The organism is Terrabacter sp. Root85, from assembly GCF_001429185.1.
In the GTDB taxonomy this organism is placed as follows: Bacteria; Actinomycetota; Actinomycetes; order Actinomycetales; family Dermatophilaceae; genus Terrabacter.
Genome location: NZ_LMIW01000009.1, coordinates 263477 through 275923, shown reverse-complemented (window position 1 = coordinate 275923; position 12447 = coordinate 263477). Strand labels below are relative to the sequence as shown.

The 12447-nt window shown below is 73.8% G+C and carries 11 protein-coding genes; all 11 read right to left on the bottom strand.

Annotated elements, in window-relative coordinates; all coding sequences use genetic code 11:
- Positions 1–18 precede the first annotated feature (18 nt).
- The 11 genes from ASE25_RS13550 to ASE25_RS13505 all read right to left on the bottom strand — a co-directional run bounded on the left by ASE25_RS13550 (position 19) and on the right by ASE25_RS13505 (position 12348).
- Positions 19–945, bottom strand: a complete 927-nt coding sequence (locus ASE25_RS13550) for a hypothetical protein (protein WP_056826065.1) — start codon at positions 943–945, stop codon at positions 19–21.
- Entirely contained in the window at positions 938–2692 is a 1755-nt protein-coding gene (locus ASE25_RS13545) for a hypothetical protein (RefSeq protein WP_056826063.1), read from the bottom strand. Before ASE25_RS13545 ends, ASE25_RS13550 begins: the two co-directional genes overlap by 8 nt.
- Positions 2689–5406: a baseplate J/gp47 family protein gene (locus ASE25_RS13540; protein ID WP_056826060.1), complete on the bottom strand. Its 2718-nt coding sequence runs from the start codon at positions 5404–5406 to the stop codon at positions 2689–2691. Before ASE25_RS13540 ends, ASE25_RS13545 begins: the two co-directional genes overlap by 4 nt.
- Entirely contained in the window at positions 5403–5837 is a 435-nt protein-coding gene (locus ASE25_RS13535) for a GPW/gp25 family protein (RefSeq protein WP_056774535.1), read from the bottom strand. The genes ASE25_RS13540 and ASE25_RS13535 overlap by 4 nt, the downstream gene beginning before the upstream one ends.
- Entirely contained in the window at positions 5834–6109 is a 276-nt protein-coding gene (locus ASE25_RS13530; protein WP_056774539.1) for a PAAR domain-containing protein, read from the bottom strand. Before ASE25_RS13530 ends, ASE25_RS13535 begins: the two co-directional genes overlap by 4 nt.
- 60 nt (positions 6110–6169) lie before the next feature.
- Positions 6170–7921, bottom strand: a complete 1752-nt coding sequence (locus ASE25_RS13525) for a phage baseplate assembly protein V (protein ID WP_056826058.1) — start codon at positions 7919–7921, stop codon at positions 6170–6172.
- The gene (locus ASE25_RS13520) at positions 7918–8592 is read right to left on the bottom strand and encodes a hypothetical protein (RefSeq protein ID WP_056826057.1); all 675 of its coding nucleotides are present in this window, start codon (positions 8590–8592) and stop codon (positions 7918–7920) included. Before ASE25_RS13520 ends, ASE25_RS13525 begins: the two co-directional genes overlap by 4 nt.
- Positions 8589–8756: a DUF5908 family protein gene (locus tag ASE25_RS22820; RefSeq protein ID WP_156415510.1), complete on the bottom strand. Its 168-nt coding sequence runs from the start codon at positions 8754–8756 to the stop codon at positions 8589–8591. The genes ASE25_RS13520 and ASE25_RS22820 overlap by 4 nt, the downstream gene beginning before the upstream one ends.
- Complete coding sequence (locus ASE25_RS13515) at positions 8757–9218, bottom strand: phage tail protein (RefSeq protein WP_056755764.1); 462 nt, start codon at positions 9216–9218, stop codon at positions 8757–8759. It abuts the gene before it with no gap.
- A 3-nt stretch (positions 9219–9221) separates the two neighbouring features.
- Entirely contained in the window at positions 9222–9659 is a 438-nt protein-coding gene (locus tag ASE25_RS13510; protein ID WP_056774549.1) for a phage tail protein, read from the bottom strand.
- A 73-nt stretch (positions 9660–9732) separates the two neighbouring features.
- A complete protein-coding gene (locus ASE25_RS13505; RefSeq protein ID WP_056774552.1) occupies positions 9733–12348 on the bottom strand; it encodes a phage tail sheath subtilisin-like domain-containing protein in 2616 nt (871 codons plus the stop codon).
- Between the last annotated feature and the right edge of the window lie 99 nt (positions 12349–12447).

Sequence of the window (12447 nt, the reverse complement as noted above, 5' to 3'; positions counted from 1 at the left end):
CTGGTTTCCCTTCGGGACTCACGTCGTCGAATCGGTCGGCAGGAGGCCGACGCCGAGGCGGTCGATGCCTCGGCCGGCGTCGATGCACGCGTAGAGGTGGATGCCGCTCGCGTGGCTCACGACCGACACGACGGAGCACAGGAGCGCGTTGAGGTCGGCCTGCTGCTGCTGGACGGCGATGGCGTATGCCGTCACCTCGTCCGCCGTGGGCGTGGCCGGGAGCGTCGGCGGGGACGCGAGCACCGCGAGGTCGGTGAAGACCGCAGGGTCGGTGAAGCAGACACGCAGGTCGACGTGCGCGGGGGCGTAGCGCCGCACGAAGTCGACCGCCTCCTCGCGCCGCTCCCAGTCGACGAAGCCCTTCGCCGTCGACGGGTCACCGGTGCTCGGCACGGGCACGATCGTCGGCACGAAGAGGGTCGCGGTGTAGGGCTCGGCGGTGAGGCCGGCGCCCGGGGCCTTGAAGTGCTCGAGCAGGTAGGGCCGGCCGGCCGCGGGCAGGTCGAACCACAGGCAGAACCAGCTGAGGAAGCCACGCGGCGTGCCGCGGCGGCGCCACAGCCGGGTGCAGCGGGCGAGGAGCTCGCGGCGCTGCTGGAGGCCACGCTCCGTGCCCGGCCAGCTCGTCGGGAAGGTGACGCTCGCCCACCGCGCGACCTCGTCGTAGGTCTGGAGGTGGTGCGCGACGAGGGCCGCGGCCCCCGCGTCGAGGGGCAGGTCGGCGGGCCAGCGCAGCGTCGCGTCGGGCCCGAGGGCCGTGAGCAGGTCCTCGAGGTGCTCGACGACCGCGTGGCTCAGCTCGTCGGCGAGGCCGAGGTAGGCGTCGACCTGGGCGAACGAGGCCTCGTCCTCCTGGTAGACGGCGGGCAGCTGCGACGCGAGGCGGGTGTGGTCGGGCCCGCGCGCGGGGGCGGTGCTGGGGCCCGCCGGCCACGGGCTACGCATCGCCGCACCGGCTCGTCAGCGAGAAGCGCACCCGGATGCAGCGGGCGTCGGCGAGCCGGGGCACCGCGTTGCGCGGGATCGGCAGGTAGCCGTGGCTCGCCGCGAGGAAGTCGGGCTCTCCGTCGACCTTCATGGCGAGGTCCTCGACGCCGCGGACGAGCGGGTTGCCGACGATCGCCTCGACGACCTCGGTGAAGCGGACCGGCTCGCCGGGCACCCAGCCGAGGGTGGCCTGGTCGTGGCGGGGCCAAGGGCCGTCGACGACCGGCGCCGGGGTGGGGGCGAACGTCTCCGGCCGACCTCTCTCGAAGAAGGCGGCGATCCGGGCCCGGGCGTCGTCGACGACGGCCTCGCGGTTGGCGCCGACCTCGGTGACGAGCGTCGCCTGGACGAGGACGGGTGCCCGGTCGAGGAGGCTCGCGCCCACCTCGTCGCACACGACGCGTCGCGGCTCGAGGTCGTCGACGTCGTCGCGCCAGTCGGGGAAGGGTGCGCCCGCCTCGGGTCCGATGGCCGTCGTGAGGACGTCGCGCAGCAAGGCGTCACGGCGCGCGGGCGTGGTGGGCTCGGTGCGGCTCTCGACGACGAGCGTCAGCGCGGCGGCGTGCTCGTCGACGGCGACGGACGCGATGGCGCCGGTGGGCAGCCCGTTCCACGCGATGCCGGGCAAACGGCCCTTGACCGTCCAGGCACGCACGACGTCCGGGTGGGCCCGCGCCCGGCGGGCGTAGTCGTCGGCGGTCACCGGCTCGCACGTCAGGGCCTGCACCGGGTGCGGTGGCCAGACGAGCGAGCGGCCCTGCTCGTCCTCGAGGTCCTCGGGGAGCAGGCTCGCCGCCTGCGGGGCGGCCGCGACGGCATACGTCACCTCGTCAGCGTCGAGTCCCGCGAGGGTGAGGGCGGAGCGCGTCGCCGCGAGGGTGTCGGCCGTCGTCGCGCGGACGAGGTCGAGGCCGTCGGTGAGGACCTCGCGCGACCGTCTCCGCCGCTCACGGCGCACGAGGGCGACGACCTCCTCGTCCCACAGCGGCAGGGACCAGGCGAGCTCAGCGGACGCCGCGGCATCGATGGCCGGGACGTCGACTGGCGCGTCGGGGTCGGCGCGCCGCGGGGCGGCAGCGACCGCGGCGGCCTGCGCGGCCGTCACGGCGGACGCGACGACGCCGGCCTGCTCCTGCGCGACCTGGCGCACGAGCCGGGCGCGCATCAGCGCCACCATCGCCGGACGGTCGGCGGCCCGGACGGCGCTCGCCCACGGCTCGGCCGACAGCAGGGCGACCGCGTCGGCTCGCGACCGGCACGCACGGACGAGAGGTTCGAGCACCGTCGCGGAGGTCGCCGGTGCGGCGAGGACGTCGGCCAGGGCCGACAGCGGCGCGAGGTCGGTGGCGGCGAGCGCCGGGTCGGAGGGGTCGGCCTCGGGGTCCCATCGTCCGGCGGGGAGCGTTGCGTCCCAGTGCCGCCCGGCGTCGGCGTCCCAGGCGCGCACCTCGAGCGGCCAGTCGTCGAGGCGGTGCGCGGCGGTCCGGTAGTGCAGGTCGGCGAGCCCGTAGGCGAGGACCTCGAGCAGGGTGATGCCGGGGTCGGCCGCGTTGTGGTCGGTCCACTCGGGCGTCGCCGTCGCGGTGAGGTGGTCGACCATCCGGGCCCGCACGGTCTCCCAGTCCGCGTCGGGAGCGACGGGCACGAAGCGCGTGATCGGCGTGGTCTGCCGGGTGGACGGCCCGGTGCCCGCTCTGGGACTCACAGCTGCTCCTCGCACGAGAGGTGGTGGTCGCCGGACGAGCAGTAGAGCCCGCGGCACGGGTCGACGGTGACGACCTCGACAGGTCCGCCCGAGCCGTCGTGCAGGGCGAAGTCGAGGACGACGTCGACGTCGGGCTGCCGTTCGAGGACGGCGATGAGGGTAGAGGCGTAGAGGTCGCGGCCCCAGCGGACGGGCACGGTTCCCGTCGGGTGCAGCACCCGCTCGAGGGCCGCGGTGATCGCCTGGGTGCCCGTGAGCGCCGCCACGCCCGCGCGCAGCCGGATCGACGCGACGACGGTGACGGGACGGTAGTCAGGGCAGAGCACGTGGAGCACGGCGCCGATCGGCGCGCGGGGCTGCACGAGGCCCACGACCCGGCCCGCGAGGCTCACGGACGGCCGGGGCGCGACGTCGAGCGGACGGTCCGGCACGACGACGAGGCCGACGTGGCCGGGCGCGCGCAGCCCGTCGCTGCCGGTGTGCGGCAGGCACAGCACGGCGGCCACCTCGGGGAGCGCGAGCGCGACGTGCTGCTCGAGGTCCCACGGGGTCAGGGCCCGGTCGCGGTGGCGCACCCGCGCCGAGGCACGCGCGAGGTAGTCGGCGTCCGTCTCGGGCGCACGGCCGCGCACGGACGCGAGGTTGGTGACCTTCTTGACGCCGGGGACCGGCGCGAGCGTGCCCTTGATCGCGCCCACCGGGAGGGCTTCCGCCGAGCTGGGGTCGAGGCCGGGATCGGCCGCCCGGGAGACGAACTCGGCCACGACGGCGTCGACGACCACGGCGAGCAGCACGCCCAGACGTTCCGGCTGGTCGGTCTCGATCCGCACCCAGCGACCGGTGTCGGCCGACAGGTCGTCGCAGCCGACGGCCCACGTGCGCGGGGCGACGAAGCGGAGCAGACCCGCCTCGCGGAGCTCGTGCGAGCCGTCGGCGACCGCGAGCGGCGCCCACGTCGTGCCGTCCCAGAACTGCCAGGAGGCCACGACCGTGTCGGAGCTGCCGCACGGCGAGGCGGAGTCGACGTCGAGGTAGAGCGAGACGCTCGACCCGAGGGCGGCGTCGGGCAGCTCGAGCCCGATGGCGACCATGGCCGTCGCGCCGAGGTCGGACACGACGAGCCGGAACGGCGTGAAGCGACCGGCTGCCCCGCCGACGCGGCCCTGACGCCGCCAGCCGCTGCTCGACTCGACGAGCGTGGCCTCGACGGGAGTCGTCGTGTAGCGCACCGTCACGGCCGACGCGATCGGCGGCACCGGCACGGGCGGCATCGTGGGCTTCGGACCCGTGCCCGCCACGGCCCGGGTCGCGAAGTCGGCGACCTTGGCCTGGTAGTCGGTCCAGCCGAAGTCGCCCTGCGCGAGGAAGGCCCGGAGGTAGTTCCCGGGCTGGCCGGCGACCGCGAAGGTCTCGGACGCCACGGCCGACCCGCTCACCGTCGCCGACAGCGTGCCGAAGCTCGACGACGCGGAGCCGACCGGCTTCCACGCGCCGTCCTCGCGGCGCTGCCACACGACCGACGGGGTCGTCGCCGTCGAGACGGAGCCGTAGATCGACGTCCACTGCGTCTCGACCGAGGCGTACTGCGACCCGAGCGCGTTCTTGATGCTGATCAGCTGGGTCTTGAGGTTCTCCGCGAGCCACACGGGGATGCCCGTGCCACCCGCCGACGACGAGAGCGGCGCCCCGCCCTCCTGCATGACCTGCACCGCGACCTCGACGGTCGCGAGCGCCTTGCCGAACGCCTCGTCCGAGCGCACGTAGAACGCGTCGCCGCGCTTCGCGACGGCCCCGAACGGCTGGAACTCCTTGGTGACGTCGACCGCGCCGTCGTTGTAGAAGGCCGCCTCGGGGACGTATGCCGTCCGGTCCGTCACGCGGACCGTGACGCCGGTGAACGAGAAGCCCACGGGCACTGCCGCCCCCGACGTGACGACGCCTTCGATCCACGGGGTCTCGCCGTCGGGCGCACCGCAGTCACCGGTCAGCGTGACCGTGACGGTTGACCCGGACACGGTGCCGCCCGTCGTCCCGCTCGTCGTGCCGTCGGCCCGCGACCAGCGCCACACGAGCGCAGACAGGCCCTCGGCGCCGGCCGCTCCCGTGAAGGCCACCTCGGCGGTCAGGTCACCGCCCTCGAAGGACAGCGCCGGCGAGTGGATCCGCAGGGAGTGCGTGGCCTCCGGTCCGGCCGAGGGTCGCAGCGGGAAGTCCGGGGCCGCCGCCGCGCCCCCGTGCGCGCGCACGGGGTCGCCGGGCGCGAAGGACCGCACCCCGGTGAGGGCCGCGCCGTGCGCCGTCAGGGCGTCGAGGGTGACGTAGCGGCGCTCGTTGCCGAAGGCGTCCTTGCCGCCGCGCAGCGGCGTGCCCGGGGGCAGCACCGCAGGCGCCGCCTTGGGGTCGACGGTCGCGTGCGCGATGACGCGGTCGGGCAGCGCGGGGAGCCGGCCGATGCCGAGCAGGTCCTCGAGCCACGTCCGGCGGGTGCGTTCCGGCAACGTCGCGAGGTGCTCGTCGAGGGCGGCGTACTCGGCGGCGACGGCAGCGAGCAGCTCGCGGTCGGGGGCACCTGCCGGCGCGGGCGCCGTCACGCCGTCGGCGTCGGTCGCGAAGAGCACGTCGGCCCAGGTCCCGGCAGTGTCGTAGGGCGTCAGGCGCGCGGCGGCGGCCATCGCAGCGGCGACCTGCTCGGGGGTGCGCCCTCCAGCGGTCATGACGCACCGGCCAGGTAGAAGGGCACGACGAGACTCGTCGGCCGCCGGTGCCGGTCGATCCGGAACTCGATGGTGACGTCGACCCGGTCATCGGCCTCGCCGGCCGGCACCGCCTCGACGGCGTCCACGATGACCCGCGGCTCGCCGAGGACGAGGGCCCGGCGGACGTCGTCGGCGAGCCGGTGGCAGGCCTCCGACGTGCGCGGCTCGAAGACGTAGCGGTCGACGCCGGCGCCGAGGTCAGGTCGCATGACGCGGCTGCCGATCATCGTCCGAAGCAGCAGGACGAGCGCCTCGGCGACGTGCGCGGCGCCGTCGTTCGTCACGAGCTCGACGGGCCCGGCTGCACCGGTGGCGTCGACGCCGGAGCGCTCCCAGCGCGGTGGGAACGCCCAGCCGCTGCCGACCTGCGGGTAGTCCGTGGTGCTCATCCGATCACCACCGTCGGGCTGCCCACGACGACGGACGCGCCGCAGCCGCAGGCGTCACCGGCGCGCAGCGCGGGTCGGCCCTGCACGAGGACCGTCGCGGAGCCGGCGACGAACGGACTGACCGGGATGTGCGACGGCGGCGGGATGACGCAGGCGTGCATGTCGCCGACGACGGCGGCAGGCATCCCGGCGATGAGCACGGTGGCGACGCCCGGTCCGACGACCGTGCCCCCGTGCGCGGTGGTGTCACCGACGCGTGCTGCCCCCGGCATGTCTCCTCCTCCTTGGCTGGTCGCTGGTGTGACGGTGATGTGACGGTGATGAGTGCTCGTCTAGTTGATGGTCACGAGGGACCCCTTGAGCCCCAGGGATCCCGAGGCCTTGACGTCGAGGGTCGCCGAGCTCTCGATGCTCGACGGGCCCGACGCCTTGGCCGCGAGCTTGAGCGAGTCGAGCGAGATGGTCCCGGACGACGACGAGAGGGTGATGTCGCCCTGCGCCGCGGTCAGCTCGATGCCGTCGGCCGACAGCCGGATCGCGTTGCCGCTGTCCTTGTGGGTGATGACGACCTCGGAGTCCTTGTCGGACAGCACGATCGAGTGCCCCTTGCCGGTCTTGACGGTGACCGCGCTCGCGTCCCCGTCCTCGAGGCGGACGGTGTGCTGGTCCGGCGAGACGAGGGCTCGCACGGCGTTCGTGTCCGGGTCGACGGTGAAGGGTGGCTGCTGGCTGCCGTTGTAGAGCGAGCCGAGGACGACGGGGTATGCGGGGTCGCCGCCGACGAAGCCGACGAGCACCTCCTGTCCCACCGCCGGCACGATGACCGCTCCGTAGCCGTCGCCCGCGTCGACGTTCGAGAGACGGGCCCAGACGCCGTCGCCGCCGTCGCTGCGCCACGGCAGGCGCACCTTGACGCGGTTGAGGGAGGCCGGGTCGTCGAGCGCCTCGACGACGCCGAGCCCGAGGGCCGGTCCGAGGTCGCCCGACCGGGCCGACCCGACGTCGCCCCCCGCGCGGGGAACGAGCCGTGGCGGCGAGCCCACCTGGAACTCGGTGACGTAGCCCTGGGCCGAGAGCCGGTGCCGTGCAGCCGTGACGTAGTGCGGTCCGGACATCCGTCGTCCGACGCCGGCGATGGAGAGCCAGCCGTCGCAGCGCAGCCCTGGCTCGCCCTGCACGACGCCGGTTCCGTGGATGTGCCCGAGCGCGGAGCGTCGTTGGGCGGCAACGGCTCTCGCGTCGGCCTCGTCGGCGGCCCCGATCGCGTCGGACTCCACGCGCTCGGCGCGCAGCGGCCAGCCGGCGTCGCCGACGGCGGCCGAGTGCGTCTGCCGGTCACCGACGTCGAGGTCGGCCGCGCTCGCGCTCTGCTCGCTCTCGGTCGCCTCGGCGGCGTCGACGTCCCAGCCGACCCCCACCGCGGTGTCGATGGCCAGGGTCAGGTCCTCGGTGAGGTGCAGCTCGACGAGCGACCGGGTCCAGTCGAGCTCGAGCAGGTCCTGCGCGGCCGACGGCGGCCGCAGCACGAGCTTCGTGCCCCGGACGAAGACGACCCAGCCGAGCTCGCCGGCCCGGCGGGTCAGGGCGTCCCAGTCGCTGACCCGGTCACTGGCCCAGAAGGGGTGCGTGACGCCGTCCGCCGCATCGGTCTCGAGCGAGTAGTCGGCGGCAACGGCGGAGGCGATGTCGGCATCGGTGACGTCGGCGAGCTGGCGCGACCGCGGCGGATGGTCCATGAGGACGGACCGCGACCGGCCCTCCACCCGGAGCACCGGCGGGCTGCCGCTCGGGAAGTGCGTCGTCAGCGAGGCGATGACTCCGTCGAAGACCTCGGTGAGGTCCGAGTGGTAGCCGAGGGAGACCGCGATGCCCGCTCCGGGGGTGAACGGCCCGTCGTCGCTGTGCCGCACAGCGCGCTGGTCGGCGTCCCAGTTCTGGACGAGGAGCGTGAGCCGTCCGTGCCGGCCGACCTCCTCGTGCACCTCGAGCTCGACGACGTCGGCCGCGACGATCGGCTCGAGCGCCGTCCCGCCGACCCGGACCTCGAAGGCCGGTCGATCGCGCTGGGTCGTCGGCGCGGTCATCGGGTCGTCCCCAGAGGCGGGAGCAGGAGCAGCTGTCCGGTGGTGAGGCCGCGCGGGTTCGCCAACCGGTTGGCCGCCGCGAGCGGGCGCCAGAAGGCCGGGTCGCCGTAGACCCTGGCCGCGATGGCGTCGAGGGCGTCGCCGTCCTTGACGAGCCACGTCTGGTAGAGGTCGGGCGAGGCCGGCCGGTCCTCGGCGGCGACCTCCTGCGGTGACAGTGCCTCCTTGAGCGAGAGCTTGACCGTCGCGCGCAGCGGTTCACCCGCCCGGTCGAAGAGCTTGTACGTCACGTCGGCCTGGGTGAGGATCCCCCGGAAGCTGAACCGCCCCCAGTAGCAGTGCACGTAGTAGGGCTGGTGCGTGTCGCCCTGGAACTTCGTCAGCGCGAGGAGCGCGTCGAGCAGCTCACCGATGCCCCCGGCCTCGCCGACCACCCCGGTGCCGTCGAGGAGCAGGTCGATCTGCACCTGGTCGGGCTCGCCGCCGCTGAAGGACTGCTGCGGCGCGGACGTGCCCGCCGACTGCGTTGCCTGGTAGAGGTTCTTGCGCGAGAAGGACAGCTCGGTCGGGTTGAGCAGCGCCTGCCAGCGCAGCCCGGTGGGCTGCTCGAACGTGAGGTCGGCGTACGCGTCGATGGTCAGCTTCGTCAGCTGGGTGGCGGTGAGGTTCATCGATCCCACTCCCGCCGCAGCACCTCGAGGACGCGCTCGACGGCGCGGCGCACGAGGGCCTCCATGGCCGCGTCGTCGAGCGACGCATCGGGGGCGGGCCCGGCGGCATCCGTCCTCGGCGCGACGACGACCTCGGTGACGATCTCCCCGATGACGACGGGCACTCAGACCACCTTCTTGAGGACGAGCCCGTGGTGGGCGATCTCGACGGCCTCGACGGCGACGGCCGAGCTCTGGGCATCGAGGTCGGGGCCGGTGAGCTTGACGGGCCACCCGCGCGTGAAGGCCCACACGCGGACCGGGGCGAGGGCGCCCTCGACGGTGCTCATGAGCACGACGGTCCCGTCCCGCGGGGTGACGACGCCCGTCACGTGGAACTCGTAGAACCAGTCCCACAGCTCCTGGAGCGGGCCGGCGCCCTGGTTGAGGACGAGGTTGGGGAAGGACGCCCGCGTCGGGAAGCGATGGGCGAAGCGGTTCTCGCCGCCCTCCTGGTACTCCTCGACGGCGACCTCACCCGCGAGCCCGGTGCACTTGCTGAAGCTGACGGACGCGAGCCCGTCGATGGCCAGCACGAAGTGCGCCGTCGTGAACGGCACGAGCGCGGGTGAGGCGAGCGGGAGCATCGGCTACTTCGCCTCGATCTCGATGCCCTCGCAGGCGAACTCGACCGACTCGATGGCGACGTCGGTGCCGGTTGACTTGAGGCCGGGGCCCTCGATCTTGACCGGCCAGGCCTCCTTGATCTTCCACGTCATGACCGGTTCGCGCTCCTCGTTGAGGAGGCTCACCGTGACGTCGCGCCGCTCGACGGCGCCGATGGTGATGGAGTTGTACCACTCGAAGAGACCGTTGCCGGCCTCCGTCGGGGCGATGCCGCGCTTGAGCGTCACGTTGGAGAACTTGCGCAGCCCGGGCTGCTTGCGCGTCGAGAACTGCGGGTCGGCGCCGCCGCGGTACTCGACGACCTCGGCCTCCATCGTCAGCCCGCTCACCTCCGAGAAGCTCGAGGTCTGCTGGCGGTCGCCCCAGCTGACGGTGAAGTGCAGGGTGGTCATGGGATACATGTCAGGCTCCTTGGCTCACACGAGGATTCAGGCGGCGTACGCGTGTCGGCTGATCGCGGCTGGTCACGGCGGGTCACTCGGACAGCCGCTTGTGGCTGAAGCGGAAGATGACGAACTCAGCGGGCTTGGCCGGCGCGATCGCGACCTCGGTGATGATGAGCCCGAGGTCGATGTCCGTCTCGGTCATCGTCTCGCCGAGGCCGACGCGCACTCGGTAGGCCTGCTCGGGCTTCGTGCCCGCCAGCGCGCCCGCCCGCCACTGCTGGTCGAGGAAGTTCTCGACCGAGACCTTGACGCGGATCCACGTCTGGGCGGTGTTGGGCTCGAAGACGACCCACTGGGTGGCGCGGTCGACGGACGTCTCGACCATGTTGAAGAGTCGTCGGACGTTGACGTAGCGCCACGTCGTGTCGTCGGTCGCGTTGCGGGCACCCCAGAGTCGGGTGCCCCGGCCCGGGAAGGCCCGGATGAGGTTGACCCCGCCGGGGTTGAGCAGGTCCTGGCGACGCTGCGTGTAGGCCTGCGAGAGCCCGACGATGCCGGTGACCGTCTCGTTGCCGGGCGCCTTGTGCACGCCACGCAGCCGGTCGGTGCGGGCGAAGACGCCGGCGACGAAGCCCGACGGCGGCACGGTCGTGAAGCGGTCGATCGAGTCGGGATCGATCGTGACGATCTGCAGGTGCGGCGCGTAGAGGGCGGCATACGTGCTCGACAGCGTCGTGTTGCGCCACGACAGCAGGTCGGTGTCGTCGAGGTCGGGTGCGTCGACGATGGCGAAGCGCCGGAAGTTCTCGCAGTGCGTCACGACCTGGCCGACGAGGTCGGCCTGCAGGAGCGGGTCGTCGAGCGTCAGCGCGTCCGGGCAGATGACCATGGCCGGCTCGGCGACCTCCTCGAGCCGGGTCAGCCCGGCGCGGAAGTCGTCGTTGGTCGGCGCCTTGTCGGCGCCGATCCGGTCGACGGCCGTGTAGAACGGTGCCGCCGCGAGCGACACCGCCGGGGCGCCACCGGCGCGTGCGGTCACGGTGACGAGGGACGAGGTGCCGTTGACGACGTCGTCCTTGGCGAAGTACGCCGGGTGGTCGGGACTGAGGGACAGGCCGCCGAACGTCTCGGCGAGGGCACCGCCGACGGAGACCGCCAGGGTGAACCGCGCGGCCACGACGGACGCCGACTCGACGGCATACAGCGGGAAACGCGCCTGGGCGGCGTTGGAGACGGCCGTGCTCGCCGCGAACCGGAGCACGTACGTGTCACCCCCGGCCGCGTCGACCCCCGTGATCGGGGCGTAGGCCGTCCCGAGACCGAGCACGTCGCCGACCCTGGGCGCCACGGCGCAGCGGACGGCGATGCCGTCGTCGGCGTCGGCCTGGAGGGTGAACGTCGCGTCGGTGTAGGTGTCGGTCGCGACGGGAGCGGGTGCGAGCGTGAACCCTCCGGCCGTGCGCGTCGCGACGACGGCGGGCGTGGGACCCGCACCCGTGTAGGTCACCTTGGCGCCCGCCGGGAGGAAGCCGTAGGCGTTGCCGACGTCGGCCGCGGACAGCCCGGTGATCCCGAGGCCCGAGTCCGCGAGCAGCACCGCGGTGACCGCCGCGTTGACGGTGACCGGGCCGCTCGGGGCGGCGGTGGCGCCGACGACGACGAAGCGGTTCGTCTGCCAGGAGGCGGTGCGGCCGTCACCGGTCGTGAGGCGTGCGGCCGCGTGCTCGACGCCGCTCGCCGTCAGCTCGGACGCGATCGGTGCCGTCAGCGGGCGGTCGAACGCGAGGGCCGACGCCGAGACGTTGAGCGACGGCGGCGACCCGGCCGGGGTGCCGGCGATCGTCGCGGTGGCCCGGTAGTCGGTGCGCCGCTGGACGAACGCCGCGCCGGGGACCGCCCCGAGGGACGCGTCGAGGGTCAGCGTGACCCCGCTGCCGGCGGTCGTGACGTCGGTGACCACCGCGCTCGTGCGCGTGCCGTTCGGGGCGACGGCGACGACGACGTCCCCCTTCTTGAAGCCCTTGCCGGAGGGGAGGAAGACCGAGGTGGCCGCCGCGGCGGCCGCGCTCGCGACGACCGAGCCGGCCGGGAGGGTGACGGCGGCGCTCGCGCTGCCGACGGTGATCGACGTCGTCGTCAGGGCCGTGACGATCGCGGTGGGCGGTGCCGCGACCGACCCGCTCGTCGGCGCAGCCACGAGGGCGACGGTGTCGCCGGGCTTGAGCCCCGCGGTCGAGGCGACGGCGATCGTGCCGGCCCCACCGCTCGCGATGGCGCCCGTCGCCGACGTCGTCGTCGCGCGGTAGAAGGACCCCGACGCGGCGGACTCGTCGGCGGAGACGGCGACCGATAGGTCGTTGCCCCACGTGCCCGGCGAGCTCGCCTCGATGTCGAAGCTCTCCGTGCCCGCGACGTCGAAGACGGTCCACGAGGCGCCGGTCGACGGGTCGACCCGGACGATCCAGGCGGCCGGACCGCCGTTCTCGAAGTAGCCGAAGACCGACTCCCCCGTGAAGCCCCGCGACGTCGCTGCCCCGAAGGTCCGCACGAAGTCGGCCCAGCCGGTGACGCGCGTCGGCTCCTTGACGGGACCCCGACGCGTCGTGCCGAGCACGGCGACGACGCTCGTGGGGGCGGCTGCGATCGGTTGCGGCCCCGAGGGGACCTCCTCGACGTAGACGCCGGGTGAAAGGTAGGTCGTCACGGTGCCCTCCTCGGCTCGTGCTCTGTCGTGCGGTTCAGGTGGGGGTGCGGTGCGGATGGATTCGGTCGTGGTGCGGTTCGGGTGGTGCGGTTCTCCTGG

Bases quoted from the DNA above. Each gene is read 5' to 3' on its own strand.
- ASE25_RS13530 (WP_056774539.1), bottom strand. From the start codon at position 6,109: ATGCCGGGGGCAGCACGCGTCGGTGACACCACCGCGCACGGGGGCACG.
- ASE25_RS13525 (WP_056826058.1), bottom strand. From the start codon at position 7,921: ATGACCGCGCCGACGACCCAGCGCGATCGACCGGCCTTCGAGGTCCGG.
- ASE25_RS13535 (WP_056774535.1), bottom strand. From the start codon at position 5,837: ATGAGCACCACGGACTACCCGCAGGTCGGCAGCGGCTGGGCGTTCCCA.
- ASE25_RS13550 (WP_056826065.1), bottom strand. From the start codon at position 945: ATGCGTAGCCCGTGGCCGGCGGGCCCCAGCACCGCCCCCGCGCGCGGG.
- ASE25_RS13510 (WP_056774549.1), bottom strand. From the start codon at position 9,659: ATGTATCCCATGACCACCCTGCACTTCACCGTCAGCTGGGGCGACCGC.
- ASE25_RS13540 (WP_056826060.1), bottom strand. From the start codon at position 5,406: ATGACCGCTGGAGGGCGCACCCCCGAGCAGGTCGCCGCTGCGATGGCC.
- ASE25_RS13520 (WP_056826057.1), bottom strand. From the start codon at position 8,592: ATGAACCTCACCGCCACCCAGCTGACGAAGCTGACCATCGACGCGTAC.
- ASE25_RS13515 (WP_056755764.1), bottom strand. From the start codon at position 9,218: ATGCTCCCGCTCGCCTCACCCGCGCTCGTGCCGTTCACGACGGCGCAC.